Origin of the sequence: Streptomyces sp. Z26, assembly GCF_003665095.1 — a bacterium.
In the GTDB taxonomy this organism is placed as follows: domain Bacteria; phylum Actinomycetota; class Actinomycetes; order Streptomycetales; family Streptomycetaceae; genus Streptomyces; species Streptomyces phytohabitans.
Genome location: NZ_RCHV01000002.1, coordinates 1,284,892 through 1,309,788, shown reverse-complemented (window position 1 = coordinate 1,309,788; position 24,897 = coordinate 1,284,892). Strand labels below are relative to the sequence as shown.

Sequence of the window (24,897 nt, the reverse complement as noted above, 5' to 3'; positions counted from 1 at the left end):
CGTTGACCTCATGCCCAGGCGAGCGCGAGGAATACCCAAGTCGGCACAGACCCTATGCAGTTGGGGGATCGCTGTCAGTAGCGCGCGGGCCGGGGCCGGTGCACGGGAGCGCAACGCCAGCGCACGGGAGTCGCACGGCGGGCGTACGGACGGCGTGTGCGGGCTCGTACGGGGGCGTCCGACGCCGCGGGAGGCGACCGTACGGAGGGGACCGGCGCGCACCTTCGCGTACCCCGTCAGTCCAGCGCCGCGCGGATCGCGTCGTCGATGCCGGGGAAGGCGAACGTGAAGCCCGAGTCGAGCAGCCGCGACGGGAGTACGCGCTGGCTGCCGAGCACGTCCTCCGCGAAGTCGCCCAGCGCGATCCGCAGCGCGGGCGCGGGCGTCGTGAACACCGTCGGCCGGTGCAGCACCCGCCCCATGGCGGCGGTCACCTCCCGGTTGGTGACGGGCTCCGGCGCGGTCAGGTTGACCGGACCGCGCAGGGTCTCCGTGTCGAGGACGTGCCGCAGCGCCGCGATGTGGTCGTGCAGCGCGATGTGGCTCCAGAACTGCCGCCCGTCCCCGAGCCGTCCCCCCAGCCCCGCCTTGAACAGCGGGAACAGCCGCCCCCACGCGCCGCCGCCCCGCGCGACGACGAGCCCCGTACGCGCGAACGCCGTCCGTACGCCCGCCTCCTCGGCCGGTGCGGCGGACCGCTCCCACTCCTGGCAGACGTCGGCCAGGAAGCCCGTACCGGGTGGCGCGGTCTCGTCGACGGCGCGGTCGCCGGTGTCCCCGTAGTAGCCGACGGCGGTGCCGACGAGGAGGACGCGCGGTTTCGGGTCGAGCGAGGCGACGGCCTCGGCGACGGCGGTGGTGCCCAGGACGCGGCTGTCGCGGATCTCCTTCTTGTACGCCTCCGTCCAGCGCCGCGACCCCACGCCCGCGCCCGCGAGGTGCACGACGGCCTCGCAGCCGACGAGCCCCGCCGTGTCCACGTACCCGCGCTTGGGGTCCCACCGCACCTCGTCGCCCGCGCGGGGCGCGTGCCGTACGAGTCGTACTGTCTCGTGTCCGTCCGCCCGGAGGGAGGCGAGCAGAGCCGTGCCGATGAGCCCGGTGGAGCCGGTGACCGCGATACGCATGGCGCCCATTGTGGTGGACGGCCGCGCGGCGGGCGAGGCAAGGTGAGCGCCATGACCGCAGCCGCTCCGTACGCGATACGCCCCGCCCGTCCCGCCGACGAGGAGGCGCTCGCCGTGCTGGACCGGGAGGGCTGGTCGACGGCGCACGCGGTGACGCCGCGGCCGCTGCCGCCGTACGCGCCGTTCTTCGACCGGGCGCACCCGCCGGAGCAGTTCCTCGTCGCCGAACTGCCGGGGCGGGGGCCGGAACCGGAGGCGCGCGTCGTCGGCTACGTACGGCTCGCGCCGCCCACCGGCCTGCCCTCCAACGCGCACGTCCGCCAGATCCAGGGCCTGCTCGTCGCCGCCTCCGCCCGCGGCCTCGGGATCGCCCGCGCCCTGGTCGACGCCGCGTGCGTACGGGCGCGCGAGGAGGGCGTCGAACGCGTCACGCTGCGCGTGCTCGGCCACAACCGGCCCGCGCGGCGGCTCTACGCGGCGGCGGGCTTCGCGGTGGAGGGCGTGCTGCCGGGGGAGTTCCTGCTCGACGGGGAGTACGTGGACGACGTGCTGATGGGGCGCCGGGTCACGGGCTGAGCGCGGGGCCCTCGCCGTACGGGACCCCGCGCGCCCGCCCGCTGCCGTACCGCCCGCCCGTCAGCCCCCGCCGAACCGCTCCCACAGCTTCGGCAGCCGCGCCGCCAGGGCGCCGTCGTCCGCCAGGTCGAGCGCCGTGCCCTCCGGCTCCTCGGGCGGCTCCGGCAGCCCCGGGTCGGGCAGTTCGGTACGGGTCAGCTGCTCGTACGCCTCGTCGGCCGCGTAGCCCAGGTCGTCGGCGTCGCCGTCCAGCTCCGGGTCGAAGTCCGCCAGCACACCGGCGAGGTCGTCGGTGTCGTGCACGGCCGTCTCGTACACCTCCCGGCCCTGCCCGATCAGCCAGCAGCGGAACGCGTCGAACGCGTCGTCCCCCGGGTCGTCCAGCAGCAGCCGGGCGGCGGCCCGGACGTCCCACCGGTACGCTCGGTCGAACCGGGACTCGAAGTGCCGGGCGAAGACCGCCACCGCCTCCGGGTCGAGCTTCGCCAGCCGCTCGACGAGCACGTCCGCCTGCTCCTCGGGGTCGCCGTCGGCGGCCTCGCGGGCGCTGTCCACGTGCTCCCAGAACTCCGTCTCGTCCATCACGGCACCAGCATCGTGCCTCGCACCCGCCGCCGCACGCGGAGCCGCACACCTGCGGCTGTGTCGTTATCCACCCGTCCCGGCGAGGAGCGCGACGGCGCGTACGCGACACCCGTAAAGCCCGACACAGGATGTCGGGTATCGCTGGCACAGTCACCGACGCGGGTACGGAGTCGTACGCCGCGACGACGAGGAGAGGCGAGGACCGTGCGGGAACTCGAGGGGAAGACCGCCCTGGTGGCGGGCGCGACGCGGGCGGCGGGCCGGGCCATGGCCGTGGAGCTGGGTCGGGCGGGGGCGACCGTGTACGCCACGGGGCGCACCACCCGCGAGCACGTGAGCGAGGTCGGCCGGGCCACCGAGACCATCGAGGAGACGGCGGAGCTGGTGACGGCGGCGGGCGGCACCGGCATCGCGGTGCCCACCGACCACCTGGACCCGGAGCAGGTACGGGCGCTGACCGAACGCGTCGACCGGGAACGGGGCGGGCTGGACATCCTGGTGAACGACGTCTGGGGCGGCGACCGGTACGTGCGGTGGGGCAAGAAGATGTGGGAGCACGACCTGGCGGACGGGCTGCGCGTGCTGCGGCTCGGCGTCGAGTCGCACATCATCACCAGCAGCTACGCGCTGCCGCTGCTGATCCGCAGGCCCGGCGGCCTGCTGGTGGAGGTGACGGACGGCACGGAGGAGTACAACGCGCGCTACCGCGAGCCGTTCTACTACGACCTGGCCAAGTACGCGCCGCTGCGCATGACCCGGGGGCTGGCGGTCGAACTGGAGGAGTACGGCACGACGGCGGTCTGCCTCACGCCGGGGTGGCTGCGCTCCGAGGCGATGCTCGACACGCACTTCGAGGTGACGGAGGAGGACTGGCGGGCGGGCTGCGCGAAGGACCCGCACTTCGCCATCTCGGAGAGCCCCGTCTACGTCGGCCGGGCCCTCGCCGCGCTCGCCGCCGACCCGGACCGGGGCCGCTTCCACGGGCAGTCGCTGTCCAGCGGCGGCCTGGCGAAGGTGTACGGCTTCACGGACACCGACGGGTCGCAGCCGGACGCCTGGCGGTACATCACGGAGGTGGAGCAGGCCGGGAAGCCCGCGGACACCACCGGCTACCGCTGACGGCGGGGGCGCGGGGGCGCGGGGGCGCCGGGGGAGGGGCCGTCAGGACGTCGGCGGCCCGTCCCCGGCGCTGGTCCCGCTCCCGTACGCCCCCGCGCCCGGCGTGCCGCCGCCCGGAGTCCCGGCGCCCGCGGTCCCGCCGTACAGCGCGGCCGTGGCCGTCGCCACCGCCAGGAAGCGGGCGCGCAGGGCGCCCGGCTCCAGCACCTCGCACTCCGGGCCCAGCTGGAACAGCTGGCCGAACGCCACGTCCATGCCCTCCACCGGCAGCCGTACGGTCAGCCTCCCGCAGGCCGCCCGTTCGCCGCGGGCCACCGCCTCGTCCGCGGCGGCGCGGTCGGTGACGTACCGCAGCCGCCGTTCGCCCTGCTCCGACAGCAGCAGGACCACCTCCTCCCGCAGCAGGGAACGGGCGAACGCGGCGGCCCGTTCGGCCCAGAACCCCGGCAGGTCGAACGTTTCGTCACGCGTGAACCGGCCCCCGCCCGCCGTCCCGTCCACCGTCGTGAAACGGTCCACGCGGTACACCCGGAAGTCGCCGCCCACCCGCGCCGCGACGTACCAGACGCCCGCCTTGAGCACGAGCCCGTACGGCTCCAACTCCCGCGCCACCTCGGCCTCCTGGCTCCCCGCCCGGCCGCCGTCACCACCGTCCCCGCCGCCGCCGTCACCGCCGCCCTCGCGCCGCTTGCGCCGGTAGCGCACGGCGATGCGCCGGTCGTCCCACACCGCGTCGGCCACGGCGGGCAGCAGCGGCGGTGTCTCCGGCTCCTGCCACCAGCCCGGCGCGTCCAGGTGGAAGCGTTGGGCGGCCGACCGCTGGGCGTCCGCCAACTCCGGTACGAGCGCCGCGGAGACCTTCAGCCGCGCCGCCGACGCCGCGTCCGCGAGCCCCATCTCCCGCAGCGCGGACGGCACTCCGGACAGGAACAGCGCCTCCGCCTCCGTACGGGCCAGGCCGGTGAGCCGGGTGCGGTAGCCGCCGATGAGCCGGTAGCCGCCGGACCGGCCGCGGTCCGCGTAGACCGGCACCCCGGCCTCGGACAGGGCCAACACGTCCCGGGACACGGTCCGTTCGGACACCTCCAGCTCCGCGGCCAGCTCGGCGGCGGTCATCGACCGACGGGTCTGGAGCAGGAGCACCAATCTGATGAGACGTGCAGCGCGCATGACCGAAGTGTGCCTGGCCCCCTCGCGTCGCGGACCGCCGCGGTCACGAAACGGCGTGATCGCTCCGTACGCGTACGGTCGCGCCGGGGTGATCGTACGCGGAACGCCGCACGCGAACGGCGGTGCCCGTACGTGCCGTACGCGCACCGCCGCCGCACGCGCGCCCCGGGCCGCTGCCCGTTTCAGTCGCCCCGGGCGGATCGCCCGCCCGGCGCGGGCAACCGAGCACCGCCCGGCGCGGGCACCGGACCACCGCCGTTCAGCGGGCGCCCGCTCAGGCCAGCCCGTAGTGCTCCGCCGCCCGCCGGGCCGTCTCGTGCTTCACCTCGCCGCGCCGGGCCAACCGGGACAGCGCCGCGACGACGACCGACTCCGGGTCGACGCCGAAGTGCCGCCGGGCCGCCTCGCGGGTGTCGGACAGGCCGAAGCCGTCCGTGCCCAGCGACGACCAGTCCTGCTCCACCCACTGGCTGATCTGGTCCGGCACGGCCCGCATCCAGTCGCTGACCGCCAGCACCGGGCCGGGCGCCCCGGCCAGCGCGCGGGTCACGTACGGCACCCGGTCCTCGCCGCGCAGCTGCGCGGCGTCGCAGGCCAGGGCGTCCCGCCGCAGCTCGCTCCAGGACGGCGCGGACCACACGTCGGCGGTCACGCCCCACTCGTCCGCGAGCATCCGCTGCGCGTCGAGGGCCCAGTGGATCGCGGTGCCGGACGCCAGCAGCTGGAGGCGCGGCGCGTCGGCCTCGGTGGGCACGCCCTCGCGGAAGCGGTACAGCCCGCGCAGGATGCCCTCCTCGACGCCCTCCGGCATCGGCGGCTGGACCTTCGTCTCGTTGTAGACGGTCAGGTAGTAGAAGACGTCCTCGTGCCGGGAGGCGTCCGGCCCGTACATGCGGCGCAGCCCGTCCCGTACGATCACGCCGACCTCGTACGCGAACGCCGGGTCGTAGCTGAGCGCCGCCGGGTTGGTCGACGCGATCAGCGGGGAGTGGCCGTCGGCGTGCTGGAGGCCCTCGCCGGTCATCGTCGTACGGCCCGCGGTGGCGCCGATCAGGAAGCCGCGGCCGAGCTGGTCCGCGAGCGCCCACATCTGGTCGGCCGTGCGCTGCCAGCCGAACATGGAGTAGAAGATGTAGAACGGGATCATCGGCTCGCCGTGCGTCGCGTACGACGTCGCCGCGGCCGTGAAGTCCGCCATCGAACCGGCCTCCGTGATCCCCTCGTTGAGGATCTGGCCGTCCGTGGCCTCCTTGTAGTACAGCAGCTGGTCGCGGTCGACGGCGTCGTACGTCTGGCCGCGCGGCGAGTAGATCCCGGCGGTCGGGAACAGCGACTCCATGCCGAAGGTCCGCGCCTCGTCGGGCACGATCGGCACCCAGCGGCGGCCGGTCTCCTTGTCCCGCATCAGGTCCTTGACGAGCCGTACGAACGCCATCGTCGTGGCGATCTCCTGCGTGCCCGACCCCTTGGCCAGCGTCTCGAACGGCTTCGCGGACGGCTCCGGCAGCGCCACCGGGTGCACCCGGCGCGCGGGCGCGGGGCCGCCGAGGGCGGCGCGCCGCTCCTGGAGGTAGCGCACCTCGGGGGAGTCCGCGCCGGGGTGGGCGTACGGCACCAGGTCGGCGTCCAGCGCGCTGTCCGGGATCGGCAGCTCCAACAGGTCGCGCATGGCGCGGAACTGGGCGCCGTCGAGCTTCTTCATCTGGTGGTTGGCGTTCCGCGACTCGAAGCCGGAGCCGAGCGTCCAGCCCTTCACGGTCTGCGCGAGGATCACCGTCGGCGCGCCCTCGTGCGCGACGGCCGCGCGGTAGGCGGCGTACACCTTCCGCGGCTCGTGCCCGCCGCGCGAGGTGTGGAAGCACTCGGTGATCTTCGCGTCGGTGAGCAGCTCCGCCATGGCGGCGAGCGCCGGGTCCGCGCCGAAGAAGTGCGCGCGGATGTACGCGGCGTCGCGCGTCGCGTACGTCTGGAACTGCGCGTCCGGCACCTCGCGCAGCCGCCGTACGAGCGCGCCCGTGGTGTCGAGCCGGAACAGCTCGTCCCAGGCGGCGCCCCACAGGGACTTCACGACGTTCCAGCCGGCAGCGCGGAACTGCGCCTCCAGCTCCTGCACGATCTTGAAGTTCGCGCGGACCGGGCCGTCGAGGCGCTGGAGGTTGCAGTTGATGACGAACGTGAGGTTGTCGAGGCCCTCGCGCCCGGCGAGCGCCAGGGCGGCGGTCGACTCGGGCTCGTCCATCTCGCCGTCGCCGAGGAACGCCCACACGTGCGAACCGGCGGTGTCCTTGATGCCGCGTCCGGCCAGGTAGCGGTTGAACCGCGCCTGGTAGACGGCGGAGATCGGCCCGATGCCCATGGAGACGGTCGGGAACTCCCACAGCCACGGCATCCGCCGCGGGTGCGGGTACGACGACAGGCCCTCGACGGCGCCCGCGGTCTCCTGCCGGAAGCGGTCGAGGTGCGCCTCGGTGAGGCGGCCGTCGAGGAAGGCGCGGGCGTAGATGCCGGGGGAGGCGTGGCCCTGGAGGTAGAGCTGGTCGCCGGAGCCGCCCGAGGCGGCGTCCTCCTTGCCGCGGAAGAAGTGCTGGAAGCCGGTCTCGTAGAGCCAGGCGGCGGAGGCGAAGGTGGCGATGTGCCCGCCGAGCCCGTAGCGGCTGCCGCGGGTGACCATGGCGGCGGCGTTCCACCGGTTCCAGGCGGTGATCCGCGCCTCCAGCACCGGGTCGCCGGGGTGCTCCGGCTCGGCGGCGGTGGGGATGGTGTTGACGTAGTCGGTCTCCAGCAGCGGGGGGAGGGCGAGGCCCCCGCCCGTGCTGTCGGCGTGTTCGAGGGTGCGGCGCAGCAGGTACGCGGCGCGGTCGCCGCCCGCGTGGGCGGTCACGGCGTCCAGCGATTCCCGCCACTCGGCGGTCTCCTGCGGGTCGCGGTCCGGGAGCTGGTCGAGCTGGCTCGGGGAGACGCGTACGGGGTCGGGCATGGTGGCCACCTTCCGGACGGGCGGACAGCTGAGCTGGACGCTGTGGTGCGGGGGACCGGCAGGTGACCGGTGGGTCCGCTTGGCAGGCAGGACAGGGTCGCGTCCCAGCACTCGGACTGTAAGCCTGCGATCGATGATCGATCAAAGGTTTCCGGTGAAATTGGCATTCCGTGCCGTGGAATTGGGCACCAGGTGCCGCGAGCGGTGACCGGGCCGTGCGCGCCCGGTACCGGGCGGTGACGGCGGCGGACAGGCCGCCCGTGGCGGCGCGCTCCCCGTCAGGGCCGGGGCGCGCACCCCAGCACATGGTCCCGGACCAGCTCACCGATCCGCGGCGCCCCCCGCCGGAACGCCTCCAGCACCGCCGCGTGCTCCTCCGCGTACGACTCCTGCACCGTGCCCAGCCAACGGATCGACAGCGCCGTCCACACCTCGATGCCCAGCGACTCCCAGGTGTGCAGCAGCACGCTGTTCCCCGAGGCCCGCACCAGCTCCCGGTGGAACGCCACCGTGTGCCGGACCTGCGCCTCCCCGTCCCCGCCCCGGTCCGCCCCGTACAACGCCGTGACGTGCGGCTCCAGCCTGGACGCGTCCGCCGCCAGCGCGGGCGCGGCCAGCTCCGCGGCGAGCTGCTCCAGGCCCGCCCGCACCGGGTAGATCTCCTCCAGGTCGGCGGCGGTCAACTCCCGCACGCGTACGCCCTTGTTGGGCACCGACTCGATCAGCCGCAGCGCCTCCAGCTCGCGCAGCGCCTCCCGTACGGGCGTCTGGCTGACCTCCAGCTCCACCGCGATCCGCCGCTCCACGATCCGCTCGCCCGGCTTCCAGCGCCCGCTGACGATCCCCTCCACGAGGTGCTCACGGATCTGCTCGCGCAGCGAGTGGACGACGGGCGGCGTCATGGCGTGCTCCTCAGGGGCGGCTGGTGCCCCGAACCCTACGGCGCGGGGCCGCACACGGTGTGCGGGATACGGCACACGGGCCGTGCGTCACAGTCGTGCGCACGACCCGCGCCGGGACCCGTACGACGACGGCGGCCCCGCCCGGTGCGTTCCGGGCGGGGCCGCCGTACGGGCCGTGCGTGCGGTGCGGGTCAGAGGCCCAGCTCGACCTCGAACTCGCCCGCCTCCAGTACCGCCTTGACCGCCGTCAGGTAGCGGGCGGCGTCCGCGCCGTCCACCAGGCGGTGGTCGTAGGAGAGCGTCAGGTACGTCATGTGGCGCACCGCGATCGTCTCGCCCAGCTCCGGGTGGTCCAGGACCACCGGGCGCTTGACGGTGGCGCCGACGCCGAGGATCGCCGCCTGACCGGGAGGCACGATGATCGTGTCGAACAGCGCGCCGCGCGAACCGGTGTTGCTGATCGTGAACGTCGCGCCCGCCAGGTCGTCCGGGCTGATCTTGTTCGCCCGTACGTTGCCCGCCAGCTCCGCGGTCTTGCGCGCGATGCCCGCGATGTTGAGGTCACCGGCCGCCTTGATGACCGGGGTCATCAGGCCCTTCTCGGAGTCCACCGCGATACCGACGTTCTCGGTGTCGAAGTAGGTGATGGTGCCCTCGTCCTCGTTCAGCCGCGCGTTGATGCCCGCGTGCGCCTTCAGGCCCTGGACGGCGGCCTTGACGAAGAACGGCATCGGGGAGAGCTTGACGCCCTCGCGCTGCGCGAACGAGTCCTTCGCGCGCGCCCGCAGCTTCATGATCTTGGTGACGTCCACCTCGACCATGCTCGACAGCTGCGCCTGCCCGTGCAGGGCCTTCATCATGTTGTCGCCGATGACCTTGCGGATCCGCGGCAGCTTCACCGTCTGGCCGCGCAGCGGCGACGGCTCCAGCGACACGGACTGGGCCTTCGGCGCCGCCGCGGCGGGCGCGCTCGGCTGCGCCGCGCGGGCCGCCTCGGCCGCGGCCGTGACGTCCTGCTTGCGGATACGGCCACCGACGCCGGTGCCCTTGACGCTCGCCAGGTTCACCCCGTGCTCGGCCGCCAGCTTGCGGACGAGCGGCGTGACGTACGCGCCGTCGGCCTCGGACGCGGCGGGCGCGGCCGCCGGGGCGGCGGGGGCCTGCTGGACCGGGGCCGGAGCCGGGGTCGGCGCGGGCGCCGCCGCCGGTGCGGGCTGGGCGGGCGCGGCCTGCGGCTGCGGAGCCGCCGGTGCCGGTGCCGGGGTGGGCTCGGGCTGCGCGGGCGCCTGCTGCGCGGGGGCGGGCTGCGCCGGGGCCGCGGCGGGCGCGGGCGCGGGGGAGCCGGAGCCGATGACGGCCAGCTTGGCGCCGACCTCCGCCGTCTCGTCCTCGCCCACCACGATCTCCAGCAGGGTGCCCGCCGCGGGCGCCGGGATCTCGGTGTCGACCTTGTCCGTCGACACCTCCAGCAGCGGCTCGTCCTCCTCGACGGACTCGCCGACCTCCTTCAGCCAGCGCGTCACGGTGCCCTCGGTGACGGACTCGCCCAGCGCGGGCAGCACGACGTCGGTGCCCTCCGCGCCGCCGCCCGAAGCGGCCGGGGCCGCCGCGGGCTGCTGCGGCTCGGCCGCGGGCGCCTGCTCGGCCTGCGGGGCCGGGGCGGGCTCGGGCTGCGCGGGCGCGGCCTGCTCCGGCTCGGCGGCGGGCGCGCCGCCGCTCCCGTCGTCGATGACGGCCAGTTCGGCGCCGACCTCGACCGTCTCGTCCTCGGCCACCTTGATGGAGGCGAGGGTGCCCGACACGGGGGCGGGGATCTCGGTGTCGACCTTGTCGGTCGACACCTCCAGCAGCGGCTCGTCGGCCTCGACTTGCTCACCCTCGGCTTTCAGCCAGCGGGTGACGGTGCCCTCGGTGACGCTCTCGCCGAGCGCCGGCAGGGTTACGGAAACCGCCATGGTTTCGGTTGCTCCTCACGGAAAGTACGGATGTTCGTGGTGGCGTCGCGCCCCGGGCGGGCGCGGTCAGTCGTGCGAGTGCAGCGGCTTGCCCGCGAGCGCCAGGTGGGCCTCGCCGAGCGCCTCGTTCTGCGTCGGGTGAGCGTGGATGAGCTGCGCGACCTCGGCCGGCAGCGCCTCCCAGTTGTAGATCAGCTGGGCTTCGCCCACCTGCTCGCCGATCCGGTCACCGACCATGTGGACGCCGACCACGGCGCCATCGCGTACCTGGACGAGCTTGATCTCGCCCTGGGTCTTCAGAATGCGGCTGCGGCCGTTGCCGCCGAGGTTGTACTTGAGCGTCACGACCTTGTCGGCGCCGTACACCTCCTTGGCCTTCGCCTCCGTGACACCGACCGAGGCGACCTCGGGGTGGCAGTACGTCACGCGCGGCACGCCGTCGTAGTCGATCGGCACCGGGTTCAGCCCGGCCAGCCGCTCGGCGACGAGGATGCCCTCCGCGAAGCCGACGTGCGCCAGCTGGAGCGTGGGGATGAGGTCGCCCACGGCGGAGACCGTCGGGACGTTCGTCCGGCACAGCTCGTCGGCCAGGACGAAGCCGCGGTCGGTGGCGACCCCGGCCTCCTCGTAGCCCAGGCCCTGCGAGACGGGGCCGCGGCCGATGGCGACGAGCAGCACCTCGGCCTCGTACGTCTTGCCGTTGGCGAGGGAGACCCGGACGCCGTTCTCGGTGTACTCGGCCTTCTCGAAGAACGAGCCGAGGGAGAAGCCGATACCGCGCTTGCGGAAGGCGCGCTCCAGGAGCTTGGAGCTGTTCTCGTCCTCGGCGGGCACGAGGTGCGGCAGGCCCTCGACGATGGTGACGTCCGTGCCGAACGACTTCCAGGCGGAGGCGAACTCGACGCCGATGACGCCGCCGCCGAGGATGATCGCGGACTGCGGGACGCGGTCGAGGACGAGCGCGTGGTCCGAGGAGATGATCCGGTTGCCGTCGATCTCCAGCCCCGGCAGGGACTTGGGCACCGAGCCGGTCGCCAGCAGGATGTGCCGACCCTCGTACGTCTGCCCGTTGACCTGTACGGAGGTGGGGGAGGCGAGCCGCCCCTCGCCCTCCACGTAGGTCACCTTGCGGCTGGCGACCAGGCCCTGGAGGCCCTTGTAGAGACCGGCGATGACGCCGTCCTTGTACTTGTGCACGCCGGCGATGTCGATGCCCTCGAACGTCGCCTTCACGCCGAACTCGGCGCTCTCGCGCGCCTGGTCGGCCAGTTCGCCCGCATGCAGCAGCGCCTTGGTGGGAATACAACCCTGGTGCAGGCAGGTGCCACCGAGCTTGTTCTTCTCGATCAGCGCGACATCGAGACCCAGCTGTGCGGCGCGCAGGGCAGCGGCATAGCCGCCGCTACCGCCTCCGAGGATCACTAGGTCGAAAACGGTGCTGGCGTCGTTCGCCACGTCACGTCCTCCATGCATGGGTGCGCCGGGGCCGGTCCTCACCGGCCGGGCGGCTGTATGTGCGGCCGCATCTGTGTTCGGCCCTGGACTCGTCTTCTGTTGGAAGCCGCTGGGGCCCTGTCCTGCCGAGGAACCATCTTCGCACTTGTTGCCGGAAGACGGGACTCGGGTCCCGTACGGACGCCGAAGGCCCCGTTCGCCGTGAGCGATCGGGGCCTTCGCACGGGATCGTCGTACGCGTGACCGCGTACGTGTCCGGTGGTCCGGTGTCAGCCGAGGTCGCCCGCGGCCGTACGCTCCGCCAGCGCCAGCAGCGTGCGCACGGCGGAGCCGGTGCCGCCCTTGGGGGTGTAGCCGTACGGGCCGGACTCGTTGAACGCCGGGCCCGCGATGTCCAGGTGGGCCCAGGTGGTGCCCTCCGCGACGAACTCCGCCAGGAACACGCCCGCGAGCAGTCCGCCGCCCATCCGGCCGCCGATGTTCTTGAGGTCCGCCACCGGGGAGTCGATCGTCTCCCGCAGGTGCTCCGGCGCGGGCATCGGCCAGGCGTCCTCGCCCGCCTCGCCGGCCAGTTCGAAGAGGCTGGTGCGGAACGCGTCGTCGTTCGCCATGATCCCGAACGTACGGTCGCCCAGCGCCACCACCATGGCGCCGGTCAGCGTCGCCACGTCCACGACGGCGTCCGGCGACTCCTCGCAGGCGCGGGTCAGCGCGTCGGCCAGCACCAGGCGGCCCTCGGCGTCGGTGTTGAGCACCTCGACGGTCCGGCCGCTGTACATGGTGAGCACGTCGCCGGGGCGGGTGGCCGCGCCGGACGGCATGTTCTCCGCGAGCGCCAGCCAGCCGGTGACGTTGACACGGAGGCCGAGCCGGGCCGCCGCGACGACGGCGCCGAACACGGCGGCGGCGCCGCTCATGTCGCACTTCATCGTCTCGTTGTAGCCCGCGGGCTTCAGTGAGATGCCGCCCGAGTCGTACGTGATGCCCTTGCCGACGTACGCCAGCGACTTCTTCGCCTTCGGGTGCGTGTACGCGATACGCACCAGCCGCGGCGGGGCCTCCGAGCCCTGGCCGACGCCGAGGATGCCGCCGTAGCCGCCCTTGGCGAGGGCCTTCTCGTCCAGCACCTCGACCTTGAGCTTGTGCTCGCGACCCGCCTTCTCCACCTCGGCGGCGAACGCGGCCGGGTCCAGGGCGTTCGACGGGGTGTTGATCAGGTCGCGGGCCCGGTGCACCTCGGCGGCCAGCACCTGCGCGCGCTCGACGGCCGTCTTGTGGGCCTTGTCGCGCGGCTTGCCGCCGACGAGGACGATCTCCGCGAGCGGGGCGCCGCCCTTCCCGGCGTCCTTGCCGCCCTTGCCCGCCTTGCCGTTCTTCCCGGCCTTGGCGTCCTTCGCGTTCTTGTCCTCCGTGCCGCGGTACGCGGTGAAGGTGTACGCCCCGAGGAGCGCGCCCTCCGCGACCGCCGCCACCGAGGGCACGTCCGCCAGCGGTAGCGCGAACCCGGCCTTCTCCGTCCCCGCCAGCGCGCGGGCCGCGGCACCGGCCGCGCGGCGCAGCGCCTCCGGCTCGTACGCGCCGCCCTTGGCGGGGGCCCTGCCCAGCCCGACCGCGACGACGACCGGGGCCTTCAGGCCCTCGGCCGGCGCGGGCAGCTTCGTGATCTCGCCCTCGCCGCCCGCCGCGCCGAGGCTGTCCAGGACGCGGGCCAGCTTCCCGCCGAACGCCTTGTCCACGCCCTCGGCGCCGGGCGCCAGCTCGGGCCCCTTCGCGCCCTTGGCGACACCGACGACGACGGCGTCCGCGCGCAGCGCCGTTGCGGACGAGGTGCTGAGAGTCAGAGGAGACACGGTTGCGGGGACCTGCTTTCGTCTTGGGGGCCGCCGGTTCGGATTCGGCGCGCGCGTCCGTGGTGCGGACACTTCGGGCATCGTATGCCGGGCCGGGCCCGGGTTTCCGGCGACCCTACGCCTGTACGGTCCGCGGGCGCGACGGACCCGTCGCCGCTCAGCCCAGGGTGAGCACGACCAGTACGGCGCAGGCGGCCGTCTCGGCCAGCGCCCCGTACACGTCGCCGGTCACCCCGCCGAGGCGCCGGAGGCAGTGGCGCAGCAGCGACTCCCCGCAGCAGAGGGCGAGCACGACGGCCGCCGCGTACGCCACCGCACCGGCCACCGCCCCGCCGCCCGCCGCGCCCACGGGGGCGGCCAGTACGGCGACCGCCACGGCGGTCGCGTACGCCGCCCGTACCGGAACCGTGCCCGCGACCGCCGCGCCCAGCCCGCCGGGGCGGGCCGCGGGCACGCCCGCGCGGGAGGCGAGGGTGAGGGCGGCGCGGGCCGTGACGGCGGCGACGGCGGCGGCGGAGGCGCCGGTGGCCCAGCCGTCGGCGTACAGCTCGGCCAGCGCCGCCGTCTGCGCCAGCAGCACCAGGACGAGGGTGAGGACGCCGAACGGGCCGATGTCGGACTGCTTCATGATCCGCAGCGCGTCCTCGGCGGGCCTGCCGCTGCCGAGCCCGTCGGCCACGTCGGCCAGCCCGTCCAGGTGAAGCCCCCGGGTGAGCGCGGCGGTCGCGGCGACCGTGGCGACGGCGGCCACCGGCGGCCCGGCGCCGAGCAGCAGGAGCACGCCGCCGAGCGCGGCCGCCGCCAGGCCGACGACGGCACCGGCGACGGGCGCGCACAGCATGCCCGTGCGCGCGGCGTCGCGGTCCCAGCGGGTGACGCGTACGGGCAGCACGGTGAGGGTGCCGAAGGCGAAGCGCAGCCCGGTGGCGAGCGCGGACGGCGCGGGCGCGGGGTCCGTGGGGTCTGCGGGGTCCTCGGGGCGCGCCGGGTCTGCCGGGGTCATGGCGGGGAGGCTACCGCCGGGAGTACGGGCCCGTACCTCCGGCTGCGGGAGTACGGGTCAGGTCGCGTCGAGCGCCGCGTCCGCGTCCTCCGCCGGGTCCGTGGCGCCCGGCTCGGCCGCGTCCGCGTCGCCGTCCCGCTCCGGCAGCTCCGCCGCCAGCTGCGCCGCCGCCTGCACCAGCGGCAGCGCGAGCAGCGCGCCCACGCCGCCGCCGACGGCCACCCCGTGCCCGGTCAGCGGTTCGAGCGCCATGCGGTCGAGGGCCTTGCGGAGGGCCGGTTCCTCGTTGCCCTGCCCGGCCAGCCACCAGTCGGGCGCGCGGAACGCCACCCGCTGCGCGACCAGCGCGCACGCGGCGGTGACGACACCGTCCAGGATCACGGGCGTACGGCGCACCGCGCACTGGAGCAGGAAGCCGGTCATCGCCGTCAGGTCCGCGCCGCCCACGGTCGCCAGCAGCCGCAACTGGTCGCTCTGCACGGGCCGCGCCCGCCGCAGCCCGTCCCGGATCGCCGCGCACTTGCGCATCCACGCCAGGTCGTCGATGCCCGCCCCGCCCCGCCCCGTCACCACGGAGGCGTCGGTGCCGCAGAGGGCGGCGACGAGAGTGCCCGCCGCCGTCGTACCGCCGACCGACAGGTCGCCCAGCACCACCAGGTCGGTGCCCGCGTCGGCCTCCTCGTCCGCGACGGCCATGCCCGCGCGGAATGCCCGCTCCGCCTCCTCGGCGGTCAGCGTGTCCTCGACGTCCAGCCGCCCCGAGGAGCGGCGTACGCGGTGCCGCGTCACCTCCGGCGGCAGCTCGTCCGCCGGGCAGTCGACCGCCATGTCCACGACGCGCACCTCGACGCCGAGCCGCCGCGCCAGCACCACGCCGGGGCTCTCGCCGTCGAGCGCGCTCCGTACGAGCCGTGCGGCCGTGCCCGCCGGGTGCCCGGAGACGTCCAGCCCGGCCACGCCGTGGTCGCCCGCGAAGAGGACCAGGCGCGGGCTCACGACCGGCCGTACCGGTACGGACGCCTGGGCCGCGGCGAGCCACTCGCCCAGCTCGTCGAGGCGCCCGAGGGCCCCCGACGGCAGGCCGGTACGGGACCGCCGGTCTTCCGCGTCGCGGCGGAGGCCGCTGTCGGGGCGCTCGATGAGGTCTTCGAAGTCGTCCAGGTTCAGGCTGCCGTCACGCATGCGCGAAGGTTACGCGACCGGCGCGCGCGGGTCGCGGGCGCGCACCCGGGCCCGCCCGCAGGCACCCGCCCCGTACGGGTAGGGCCCCGACTGCCCTTGGGTTCTAACGGTCCTCGCAACACCTGCGATCTGTGGGAGTTGCGAGGACCGTGGCTGTTGGGCGTGATGATCTTGCAGGGTTGAGGGAGCGTTTCCTTGCGCGGCTGGATGTCGTGGGGAATGTGACCGTGGTGGCGCGTGAGCTGGGGGTGAACCGGAACACGGCTTTCGGTTGGGCTCGGAAGGCCGGACGGATTTCGGTGCGTCTGCCGCGCCGGCATCCCGGGCGTGACGAGTACGAGCGGCTTCGGGCCGCTGGTGTCGCACGGCGGGTGGCGGCCCGGCAGGTTGGTGTGAACGAGCGCACGGCCAAGGACTGGGACTGGGGCGTCAAGAAGACCAGTTCTTCGCGCACTTATGCCGACGGGCGCCGTGTCGACTACGCCACCGGGACCGTCACGATGTGCGGTGTGACCACAGCACCGGTGGGCCTGACGGCCCTGGACAAGCAGCTCGACCCGCGGTTTCTGACACTGGCCGAGCGTGAACGGATCCGCGATCTGCGCGCGACAGGCACGTCGCTGCGGGCGATCGGACGGGCCCTGGGACGGTCGGCGAGCACCGTCAAGCGGGAGATCGACGCGAACTCGGGCAGCGAGGGCTACCAGCCCTACGCGGCCCACCGGGCGGCCGCCTCGCGCAGGCCCCGGCCCAAGGACCGCAAGCTGCTGCGCGAGGGACGGCTGCGACGCTTCGTGAAGGACGGACTGCGCAGGCGGTGGTCACCGGAACAGATCTGCCACGCTCTACGCAGGGAACATCCCGACGACGAGAGCATGCGGGTGAGCGTGGAAACGATCTACCAGGCGCTGTATTTCCAGGCTCGCGGCGGCCTGAAGCGGGAAGTACAGGCAGCCATCCGCTCCGGCCGGACCCGCCGCAAACCACGCCGGGACCCCCAGCGGCGCACACCGCGGTTCAACGACCCGATGATCATGATCAGCGACCGGCCCGCCGACGTCGAGGACCGGGCCGTGCCCGGTCACTGGGAAGGCGACCTGATCATCGGCGCAAACGGCCGTTCCGCGATCGCCACCCTGGTCGAGCGCAGCACCCGCTACACCATGCTGGTCCACCTGCCGGGCGGAGCCCACGACGCCGAGACCGTCCGCGACGGCCTCGTCACCACGGTCCAGACCCTGCCCGCCCACCTGCGCGGCTCCCTCACCTGGGACCAGGGCAGCGAGATGGCACGCCACAAGCAGTTCAGCACGGCCACCGACATGCCCGTCTACTTCTGCGCCCCGGCATCCCCCTGGCAACGCGGCTCCAACGAGAACACCAACGGACTGCTCCGCCAGTACTTCCCCAAGGGCACCGATCTGAGCGCGCACAGCCCCGAAGACCTCGAACACGTCGCCCAGGAACTCAACGGACGCCCACGCAAGACGCTCGGCTGGGATACCCCAGCCGAGCGTCTACGTGATCTACTCACCACCTAAAACCAAGTGGTGTTGCAACGACCCCTCGAACCCAAGGCCGTACGGGGTACGGGAGTCGGGGCCGTCACCTGTCACCTAGCCCGCGTCGAGGCTCATCGGCCCGTAGACCGGCGTGCCGTCCTCCAGCAGGGTCACCTGCGCCGCGCCGCCCTCCGCCAGGTCCTTCCAGACCTCGCCGATCCACGACTCGGCGTCCCCCTGCGTCGGGAACTCCTCCGGCTGGACGGCGGGTTCCGTCTCACTGCCGTCGGACTTCTCGAACCGCCACGTCCACGCCATGTCGCCTCCAGGATCGCCCTCGTGTGCCTCCCGAAGGGTAATGCCCGGTGCGCGCCCCGTGGACGGGCGCGAGACGATCGACGCGTGGAACTCACCCTGCTCGGCACCGGAGGCCCCGCGGGCCTGCCCCGCCCCGACTGTCCGTGCGCGGCCTGCGCCGCCGCCGTGGGCACCGGCGCGCGGGCGGCGACCGCGGTGCTCGTCGACGGCGTGCTGCTGCTCGACCTCACCCCCGGGCCCGCGCTGGCGGCGGCCCGTGCGGGCCACTCGCTGCACGGCGTACGGCACCTGCTGCTCTCCCACCCGCACGACGGCCCGGCGGTCGAGTTCCCGGCCGAACTGCCCGCGCCCGTACGCGTCCCCGACGGGCAGGAACTGGCCCTGATCAGCGGCCACCGGGTACGGGCCGTCTCCCTGGACGCCCCCGGCACCGGCTACGCCGTGACCGGCCCCCACGGCGACCGGCTGCTCTACCTCCCGCCGGGCGCCGGACCCGCCGGGCCGTCCCCGTACGGCGGGCCGTCCGCGTCCGGCGGGGACGCGCCGTACGACCTGCCGTACGACCTGGTGCTGCTCGACGTGACCGGCCGCCCCGACGCGCTGGCGCGGCTGCGCGCGGACGGCGCGGTGGCCGCGCCGACCGACGTCGTCGCCGTGCACGTCGGCCACGAGGTGCCGCCCGGCGGGGAGTTGCGGCGGCGGCTGGCGGCGGCGGGCGCGCGCGCCGAGGCGGACGGGACGACGCTGCACGTGGGGGAGTACCGCGAGGTGCCGCCGCTGCCGCGCCGCACGCTCGTGCTCGGCGGCGCCCGTTCCGGCAAGTCGGCGGAGGCGGAACGGCGGCTGGCGGCGTTCCCCGGCGTCGAGTACGTGGCGACGGGCGGCACCCGCGACGGCGACGCCGAGTGGGCGGACCGCGTGGCCCTGCACCGCGCCCGGCGCCCGGCGTCCTGGCGTACGACGGAGACCTGCGACCTGCTGCCGCTCCTCGCCGAACGGGACGCGCCGCCGCTGCTCGTCGACTGCCTCGCGCTCTGGCTGACGGACGCCATGGACACGGTCGGTGCCTGGGACGACGCCCGCTGGCGGGACGGCGGCGCCCGCGCCCTCGCCGCCCGCGTCGCGGAGCTGGCGGAGGCGGTGCGCGCCACGCGCCGTACGGTCGTCGCCGTCAGCAACGAGACCGGTTCCGGCGTCGTCCCCGCCACCCCGGCGGGCCGCCGCTTCCGCGACGAGCTGGGGCGGCTGAACGCGGCGGTGGCGGGGGAGTGCGAGCAGGTGCTGCTGGTGGTCGCCGGAACGGTTCAGCGGCTGCGCGGATAGGCGGGCCCCGCTCAACGGCCCCGCGCCGTACGGCGTCCCGGTCCCGTACGTCTCAGTCCCGTACGGCGCAGAGGTGCAGCATCGACGCCACCGCCCGGTACGGGTCGGTGCGGCCCGCGCGCTCCTCCGCCGCGAGCACCCGCCCGTCGCCGGGCTCCTCCGGCTCGCGCCCGAAGACCCCCACGCCGTACCACTGCCGCAGCGGCGTGCCGATCCCGCCGAGCAGCGCGGTCAGCGCCTCCAACCGGTAGGCGCGGTCCGGGAAGTCGAACGCGGCCAGCGCCGCGTCCCAGTCGCCCGTACGCCCCGGGTACATCGCGAGCGCGGCGTCGTTCCGCAGCAGCAGCGACAGCAGCCCGCCCGGCGCCAGCACCCGGGCCAGCCCGGCCAGCGTGCTCCCCGGATCGCGCGCCTCCAGCAGCACGCCGTGGCAGAGCACCACGTCGAACGCGCCCGGCAGGAAGTGCGCCCCCGTGTCCTGGCCGCCGCCCGCCACGATGCTGACCCGCGCCCGTATCTCCTCGGGCTCGGCCCGCAACGCCTCGGCGGCCAGCGCGCGCAGCGCCGGGTCCTGCTCCAGGCCGGTCACCCGGTGACCGGCCCGCGCCAGGCGCAGCGCCTGCGCGCCGTTGCCGAGGCCCGCGTCGAGGACCCGGAGGACCCGGGGTGCCGCCGGGCCCGTGGCGTCACCGCTGCCCGCGGCGTCCCCGGCGTCCGCGCCGAAGAGGGCCGCGAGCTGCTCGTCGAGCTGGCGGGCGACCAACTCGTCCCGGACCGGGGCGCCGTTCCGGCTCAGGGCAGCTCGCCGCGGGCGACCTGCGGCTTCGGCAGGCGCATGCGGCGCATCTGGAGGGTCCGCATGAGGGCGTACATCACGACGCCCTTCCTGCTGTCGTCCGGGAAGCGCTCGCGCAGCTCCTTCTTGAGCCGCACGGAGAGGGTGACGGAGTCGACGACGATCATCACGATCACGCCGAGCCACAGCAACAGCGAGGCGTTCTTGACCTGCATCGACGGCATCAGGCTCAGCCCGAGGATCACCACCGCGATGGGCAGGAAGAACTCGGCCACGCACCACCGCGCGTCCACGAAGTCGCGGGCGAAGCGCCGCGTCGCGCCCTGGTCGCGGGCCGGGAGGTAACGCTCGTCGCCGCTGTTCAGCGCCTCCCGCTGGCGGGCCAGCGCGGTGCGCCGGGCCTCCCGGGTGCGCTTGGTCGCCTCCTTGCGGTTGGCCGGAGCCTTGGCGAGGCTGCGCCGCTGGCTCTGCGCCTCGCTGCGCTTGGGCGTCGGGCGGCCCTTCGGGGCCTGGGGGTCGCGGGTCTGGGGCTCGGCGACCTGGGTGGTCGCGGCCGGCCCGTCCTTCGAACGGCTACGGAACACGCCTCCAGGGTACGGTGCCCCCCGGGCTCCCCCCACCCCCGCCGAAGCACGATCCGGCAACGTCCCCGGCGCACCCGCCGCACCCGACGGTCCCCCGTGCCCCACCTACTCCCTCCGCGGGAGCCGGGGCGGGAGCGATCGTCCTCCAGGATGAGCGGATCATCGCCCGAACAGTGCGGTAATGGAACCAGGCCCCGTACCCTGGGGTCTCAAGACGTGCCGAGGCTCGAGTCCGTTACGAAGGGGGCGCGCGAGGCCCATGAGCGGTGTCATGAAGCGTATGGGAATGATTTTCCGCGCGAAGGCCAACAAGGCCCTGGACCGGGCCGAGGACCCGCGCGAGACGCTGGACTACTCGTACCAGAAGCAGCTCGAACTCCTCCAGAAGGTGCGCCGCGGCGTCGCCGACGTCGCCACCTCCCGCAAGCGCCTGGAGCTCCAGCTGAACCAGCTCCAGGGTCAGTCCGCCAAGCTGGAGGACCAGGGCAAGAAGGCGCTGGCACTGGGCCGCGAGGATCTGGCGCGTGAGGCGCTGACCCGTCGTTCCGCGCTCCAGCAGCAGGTCACGGACCTGGAGACGCAGCACCAGACGCTCCAGGGCGAGGAGGAGAAGCTGACGCTCGCGGCGCAGCGGCTCCAGGCGAAGGTGGACGCGTTCCGTACGAAGAAGGAGACCATCAAGGCCACGTACACCGCGGCGCAGGCGCAGACCCGGATCGGGGAGGCGTTCACCGGCATCTCCGAGGAGATGGGCGACGTGGGCATGGCCATCCAGCGGGCCGAGGACAAGACGCAGCAGTTGCAGGCGCGTTCGGGCGCCATCGACGAACTCCTCGCGTCCGGCGCCCTGGAGGACCCCTCGGGCACGCCGCACGACGACATCTCCGCCGAGCTGGACCGGCTGTCCGGCGGTTCCGACGTGGAGTTGGAGCTCCAGCGCATGAAGGCCGAGCTGGCCGGTCCGGGCGAGAGCAAGCCGGCCATCGAGGGCGGCCAGCAGTCCCAGGGCACCCCCCGGTTCGACAAGCAGTGACCTGACCGCCGACGGCGTCCGCGGGCGGTGCCCGTGGGCACCCGGCCGACGGCGGGCGTACCGCCCCGGAGGAGGAGAGCGTCGTGATCGTACGGATCATGGGTGAGGGTCAGGTCCGGCTGGACGACAGCCACTTCGCCGAGTTGAACAGGCTCGACGACGAACTGCTGAAGGAGATGGAGTCCGGTGACGGCCCCGGTTTCCGCCGCACCCTGACGGCGCTCCTGAGCGCCGTACGGACGCGCGGCGCCGCTCTGCCCGACGACTCGCTGGAACCGTCCGAGCTGATCCTCCCCGCCCCCGACGCGAGCCTCGAAGAGGTGCGGGAGATGCTCACCGAGGACGGCCTCATCCCCGGCCCGGCGGGCTGACCGGCGGTGCCCGCGGGCGTACGCCGCGCCCCCGCGCCGTAACGTGCCTCCCGTGACCACCCTCTCCGGCGCGGCCCGCGTCCCCGAGGTGCGCGGCTGGCTCCGGGCCCACCCGTACGTCGCCGACGCGCTCCTCGCCTGCGGCACTTTCGTGGTGGTGCTCGTCGGCGCCGCCGCGCAGCCGCACTCCGTGGACGGGCGGCCGCACTTCGGGGAGCGGCAGCTCCACGCCGACCTGGTGTCCCTGGCCGCCCTCAGCTGCGTCGTCCTCGTGCTGCGGCGGCGGATGCCGCTGCCGGTGCTGGCGTTCACGACGTTCGTCACCGTCCTCGGGCTGGTGCTGGACCTGGACGCGGGCGCCCCCTCGGACCAGCGCTCGTCCCTGTCGATGGCCACGGTCGTCGCCCTCTACACGGTGTGCGCCCGCACCGACCGCTCCTTCTCCTGGCGGGTCGGCGCCACGACGGTGTTCGTCGTGACGGGGGCCGCGATGCTGTACGGGGCGCAGCCCTGGTACGCGCAGGAGAACCTCGGCACCCTCGCCTGGTGCGCCCTGGCCGCCGCCGTGGGCGACGCCGTACGCAGCCGCCGCGACTTCGTCGAGGCCATCCAGGAGCGGGCCGAACGCGCCGAGCGCACCCGCGAGGAGGAGGCGCGGCGCCGCGTCGCGGAGGAGCGGATGCGCATCGCCCGCGAGCTGCACGACGTCGTCGCGCACCACATCGCCCTCGTCAACGTCCAGGCCGGAGTGGCCTCGCACGTCCTCGACCGGCGCCCGGACCAGGCGAAGGAGGCGCTGGCGCACGTACGGGAGGCCAGCCGGCACGCCCTCGACGAGTTGCAGGCGACCGTCGGGCTGCTCCGCCAGTCCGGCGACCCGGCCGCCCCGACCGAACCGGCGCCGGGGCTGGGCGTGCTGGACGACCTGGTGGAGGGCTTCGTACGGGCGGGGCTCACCGTCGAGCTGGACCTGCCGGAGACGGGCGGACCGCTGCCGTCCGCCGTGGACCTGACCGCGTACCGCGTGGTGCAGGAGGCGCTGACGAACGTGCAGAAGCACGTCGGCACCGGCGCGCACGCGTGGGTGCGGCTCGCGCGGGACCGGGCCGCGCTGGACGTCACCGTCTTCGACGACGGCGGCGGCCAGGCGCCGTCGTCGGCGCCGACCGGCAGCGGGCTGGGGCTGCGCGGCATGCGGGAGCGCGCGGCGGCGCTGCACGGCAGCTGCGAGGCGGGGCCGCTGGAGGACGGCGGCTTCCGCGTACACGTACGGCTGCCGCTCCAGGCGGCCCCCGAGGAGGGTTCCGGATGACGATCCGAGTGGTGCTCGCCGACGACCAGGCGCTGCTGCGCAGCGCGTTCCGGGTGCTGGTCGACTCGGAGGCCGACATGGAGGTCGTCGGGGAGGCGTCGGACGGCGCGGCGGCGGTGGCGGTCACCCGCGAACGGGCCGCGGACGTCGTCCTGATGGACATCCGGATGCCCGGTACGGACGGCATCGCCGCGACGCGCGCGATCAGCGCCGACCCGGCGCTGGGGGCGGTGAAGGTGGTGATCCTGACGACGTTCGAACAGGACGAGTACGTGCTCCAGTCGCTGCGCGCGGGCGCCTCCGGTTTCCTCGGCAAGGGCGCCGAGCCGGGCGAGCTGCTGGCGGCGATCCGGATCGCCGCGCAGGGCGAGGCGCTGCTGTCACCGGTCGCGACGAAGGGGCTGATCACCAAGTTCCTCGCGCAGGGCGGCGGTTCGGGTGGCGGCGTGGGGGAGGGTCGGCAGGTGGCGGGCATGGACCTGCTGACCGGGCGGGAGCGCGAGGTGCTGGCCCTGGTGGCGGCCGGGCTGTCCAACGACGAGATCGCCGGACGCCTCTCCGTCAGCCCCCTCACGGTGAAGACGCACGTCAACCGCACCATGTCCAAACTGACGGCCCGCGACCGCGCCCAGCTGGTGGTGGCGGCGTACGAGAGCGGGCTGGTGCAGCCGGGCAGCTGACGGGCGGTGAGCGGACGGTGAGCGCCGGTGCGCGACCAGGGCCCGCCGCCGTCAGCCGAGGACCCGCGACGGCACGTACGGCGCCGGGGGCCGCATCCCGCGCAGCCCCACGAAGCCCGCCGCGACCGCGTCGAGGCCCGCGGCCAACCCCACGTCGAGGGCCCACTGCTGGTCGGCCGTCAGGTACGGGACGTGCGCGGGCGTCCCGTCCGGTACGGCCAGCAGCGCGGCCGTGAGCAGCCGGGTGGCCAGCCGCCGGGAGGTGGCGGCGAGGAGTTCGACCGTGCCGTCGGCGCCGAGGTAGCAGTAGCCGCTGCCCGCCAGGTCGTCGGTGACGAGCAGCGTGTGGTGCCGCAGCAGCAGGTCGTGGTCGGCGCGGTGCGCGCCGCCCCGCAGCCCGCGGTCGACGGAGTCGAGGAGGTCCCGCTGCGCGGCGCCGCCCCGTACGACCGCGCCGTCCGGTGCGGCGAGCCGCGCCTTGTCGACGCCGCCGCGCAGCCGCATCGCGGGGTGCAGCGCGAGCCCGGCGCGGCGGCAGACGCGCACCGCCGCCGGTTGCTGCGGGCAGCACAGCACGCCGCGCAGGCAGCCGCGCCCGTACTCCGCGGCCCGCCCCAGCAGCGCCGTGCCCACGCCGCCGCCGCGCGCCTCGGGGACCACGGCGAGCAGCGCGAGCGTCCAGGTGCCCTCGCGCTTCGCGGACTGGGCCACGCCGACCGGGCGGCCGTCGGCGGTCTGCGCGAGCCAGCCGCCGCCGAGCGGGTCCGTGCGGACGAGGTGGCGGGCGGTCTCCCGGAGGCGGTCGGCGGGCGGGGGCGGGTCGTACGCGGCGAAGGGGTCGGGCGGCTCGTACGGGTCGTCGTACGTACCGGTCGCCGTGCCCGTGCCCGTGCCGGTGCCGGGTGGGAGCGCGCCCGCGTGCGGCCGGTAGGGCTCGTGCGGCCGTACGGCGGCGGCCACGATCCGGGTGACGGTCTCGGCGTCCTCGGCGGTGTCGCGCAGCGGTCGCAGCAGCATGCCCCCATCCTCGCGCGCGTGCCGGGCCCACCCCCGTGGCGGGACCCGGCACGCGGCGGC

22 protein-coding genes are annotated in these 24,897 nt (G+C 74.6%); 8 read left to right on the top strand and 14 right to left on the bottom strand.

Going from position 1 to position 24,897, the window contains the following annotated elements; all coding sequences use genetic code 11:
• Positions 1-236: 236 nt before the first annotated feature.
• Positions 237-1,136: a TIGR01777 family oxidoreductase gene (locus D7M15_RS05740; RefSeq protein WP_121516501.1), complete on the bottom strand. Its 900-nt coding sequence runs from the start codon at positions 1,134-1,136 to the stop codon at positions 237-239.
• A 42-nt stretch (positions 1,137-1,178) separates the two neighbouring features.
• Between D7M15_RS05740 and D7M15_RS05735 the strand changes: the two genes are divergently transcribed.
• Complete coding sequence (locus tag D7M15_RS05735; protein WP_121516500.1) at positions 1,179-1,703, top strand: GNAT family N-acetyltransferase; 525 nt, start codon at positions 1,179-1,181, stop codon at positions 1,701-1,703.
• Positions 1,704-1,763: 60 nt separating this feature from the next.
• Here D7M15_RS05735 and D7M15_RS05730 read toward each other — a convergent pair whose 3' ends face one another.
• A complete protein-coding gene (locus tag D7M15_RS05730) occupies positions 1,764-2,285 on the bottom strand; it encodes a DUF4240 domain-containing protein (RefSeq protein ID WP_121516499.1) in 522 nt (173 codons plus the stop codon).
• 207 nt (positions 2,286-2,492) lie between these two features.
• Here D7M15_RS05730 and D7M15_RS05725 point away from each other — a divergent pair, with 207 nt between their 5' ends.
• Positions 2,493-3,407 (top strand): SDR family oxidoreductase, encoded by a 915-nt coding sequence (locus D7M15_RS05725; RefSeq protein WP_121516498.1) that lies wholly within the window; start codon positions 2,493-2,495, stop codon positions 3,405-3,407.
• 42 nt (positions 3,408-3,449) lie between these two features.
• Here D7M15_RS05725 and D7M15_RS05720 read toward each other — a convergent pair whose 3' ends face one another.
• The 8 genes from D7M15_RS05720 to D7M15_RS05685 all read right to left on the bottom strand — a co-directional run bounded on the left by D7M15_RS05720 (position 3,450) and on the right by D7M15_RS05685 (position 15,901).
• A complete protein-coding gene (locus D7M15_RS05720) occupies positions 3,450-4,577 on the bottom strand; it encodes a WYL domain-containing protein (RefSeq protein ID WP_121516497.1) in 1,128 nt (375 codons plus the stop codon).
• A 274-nt stretch (positions 4,578-4,851) separates the two neighbouring features.
• Complete coding sequence (aceE, locus tag D7M15_RS05715; protein WP_121516496.1) at positions 4,852-7,554, bottom strand: pyruvate dehydrogenase (acetyl-transferring), homodimeric type; 2,703 nt, start codon at positions 7,552-7,554, stop codon at positions 4,852-4,854.
• A gap of 278 nt (positions 7,555-7,832) precedes the next feature.
• Positions 7,833-8,456 (bottom strand): GntR family transcriptional regulator, encoded by a 624-nt coding sequence (locus D7M15_RS05710; RefSeq protein WP_121516495.1) that lies wholly within the window; start codon positions 8,454-8,456, stop codon positions 7,833-7,835.
• Between the two features lie 191 nt (positions 8,457-8,647).
• Positions 8,648-10,411 (bottom strand): 2-oxoglutarate dehydrogenase, E2 component, dihydrolipoamide succinyltransferase, encoded by a 1,764-nt coding sequence (gene sucB / locus D7M15_RS05705; RefSeq protein ID WP_121516494.1) that lies wholly within the window; start codon positions 10,409-10,411, stop codon positions 8,648-8,650.
• 66 nt (positions 10,412-10,477) lie between these two features.
• Positions 10,478-11,866, bottom strand: a complete 1,389-nt coding sequence (gene lpdA, locus D7M15_RS05700; RefSeq protein WP_121516493.1) for a dihydrolipoyl dehydrogenase — start codon at positions 11,864-11,866, stop codon at positions 10,478-10,480.
• A 269-nt stretch (positions 11,867-12,135) separates the two neighbouring features.
• Positions 12,136-13,716 (bottom strand): leucyl aminopeptidase, encoded by a 1,581-nt coding sequence (locus tag D7M15_RS05695; protein ID WP_121516492.1) that lies wholly within the window; start codon positions 13,714-13,716, stop codon positions 12,136-12,138.
• A gap of 157 nt (positions 13,717-13,873) precedes the next feature.
• A complete protein-coding gene (locus D7M15_RS05690; protein WP_121516491.1) occupies positions 13,874-14,719 on the bottom strand; it encodes an adenosylcobinamide-GDP ribazoletransferase in 846 nt (281 codons plus the stop codon).
• 57 nt (positions 14,720-14,776) lie between these two features.
• Positions 14,777-15,901, bottom strand: coding sequence for a nicotinate-nucleotide--dimethylbenzimidazole phosphoribosyltransferase (locus D7M15_RS05685; RefSeq protein ID WP_121516490.1), 1,125 nt, complete (start codon positions 15,899-15,901; stop codon positions 14,777-14,779).
• 500 nt (positions 15,902-16,401) lie between these two features.
• Here D7M15_RS05685 and D7M15_RS05680 point away from each other — a divergent pair, with 500 nt between their 5' ends.
• The gene (locus D7M15_RS05680; RefSeq protein ID WP_165906359.1) at positions 16,402-17,442 is read left to right on the top strand and encodes an IS30 family transposase; all 1,041 of its coding nucleotides are present in this window, start codon (positions 16,402-16,404) and stop codon (positions 17,440-17,442) included.
• Between the two features lie 75 nt (positions 17,443-17,517).
• Here the strand turns inward: D7M15_RS05680 and D7M15_RS05675 are convergent, their stop codons facing one another.
• The gene (locus D7M15_RS05675) at positions 17,518-17,721 is read right to left on the bottom strand and encodes a hypothetical protein (protein WP_121516488.1); all 204 of its coding nucleotides are present in this window, start codon (positions 17,719-17,721) and stop codon (positions 17,518-17,520) included.
• A gap of 84 nt (positions 17,722-17,805) precedes the next feature.
• On the opposite strand from D7M15_RS05675, the gene D7M15_RS05670 reads away from it, so the two are divergent.
• A complete protein-coding gene (locus D7M15_RS05670; protein ID WP_121516487.1) occupies positions 17,806-19,044 on the top strand; it encodes a bifunctional adenosylcobinamide kinase/adenosylcobinamide-phosphate guanylyltransferase in 1,239 nt (412 codons plus the stop codon).
• Positions 19,045-19,096: 52 nt separating this feature from the next.
• Here the strand turns inward: D7M15_RS05670 and D7M15_RS05665 are convergent, their stop codons facing one another.
• Positions 19,097-19,840 (bottom strand): class I SAM-dependent methyltransferase, encoded by a 744-nt coding sequence (locus D7M15_RS05665; protein WP_121520267.1) that lies wholly within the window; start codon positions 19,838-19,840, stop codon positions 19,097-19,099.
• Positions 19,837-20,424, bottom strand: coding sequence for a DUF3043 domain-containing protein (locus tag D7M15_RS05660; protein WP_121516486.1), 588 nt, complete (start codon positions 20,422-20,424; stop codon positions 19,837-19,839). The genes D7M15_RS05665 and D7M15_RS05660 overlap by 4 nt, the downstream gene beginning before the upstream one ends.
• Before the next feature lie 259 nt (positions 20,425-20,683).
• Between D7M15_RS05660 and D7M15_RS05655 the strand changes: the two genes are divergently transcribed.
• The 4 genes from D7M15_RS05655 (at position 20,684) to D7M15_RS05640 (ending at position 23,820) form a co-directional block, all read left to right on the top strand.
• Positions 20,684-21,457 (top strand): PspA/IM30 family protein, encoded by a 774-nt coding sequence (locus tag D7M15_RS05655; protein WP_121516485.1) that lies wholly within the window; start codon positions 20,684-20,686, stop codon positions 21,455-21,457.
• Between the two features lie 83 nt (positions 21,458-21,540).
• Entirely contained in the window at positions 21,541-21,828 is a 288-nt protein-coding gene (locus D7M15_RS05650; RefSeq protein ID WP_121516484.1) for a hypothetical protein, read from the top strand.
• 88 nt (positions 21,829-21,916) lie between these two features.
• The gene (locus D7M15_RS05645) at positions 21,917-23,140 is read left to right on the top strand and encodes a histidine kinase (RefSeq protein ID WP_121520265.1); all 1,224 of its coding nucleotides are present in this window, start codon (positions 21,917-21,919) and stop codon (positions 23,138-23,140) included.
• Complete coding sequence (locus D7M15_RS05640) at positions 23,137-23,820, top strand: response regulator transcription factor (protein WP_121516483.1); 684 nt, start codon at positions 23,137-23,139, stop codon at positions 23,818-23,820. Before D7M15_RS05645 ends, D7M15_RS05640 begins: the two co-directional genes overlap by 4 nt.
• Before the next feature lie 51 nt (positions 23,821-23,871).
• Here D7M15_RS05640 and D7M15_RS05635 read toward each other — a convergent pair whose 3' ends face one another.
• Positions 23,872-24,837, bottom strand: a complete 966-nt coding sequence (locus D7M15_RS05635) for a GNAT family N-acetyltransferase (RefSeq protein ID WP_121516482.1) — start codon at positions 24,835-24,837, stop codon at positions 23,872-23,874.
• Positions 24,838-24,897 lie beyond the last annotated feature (60 nt).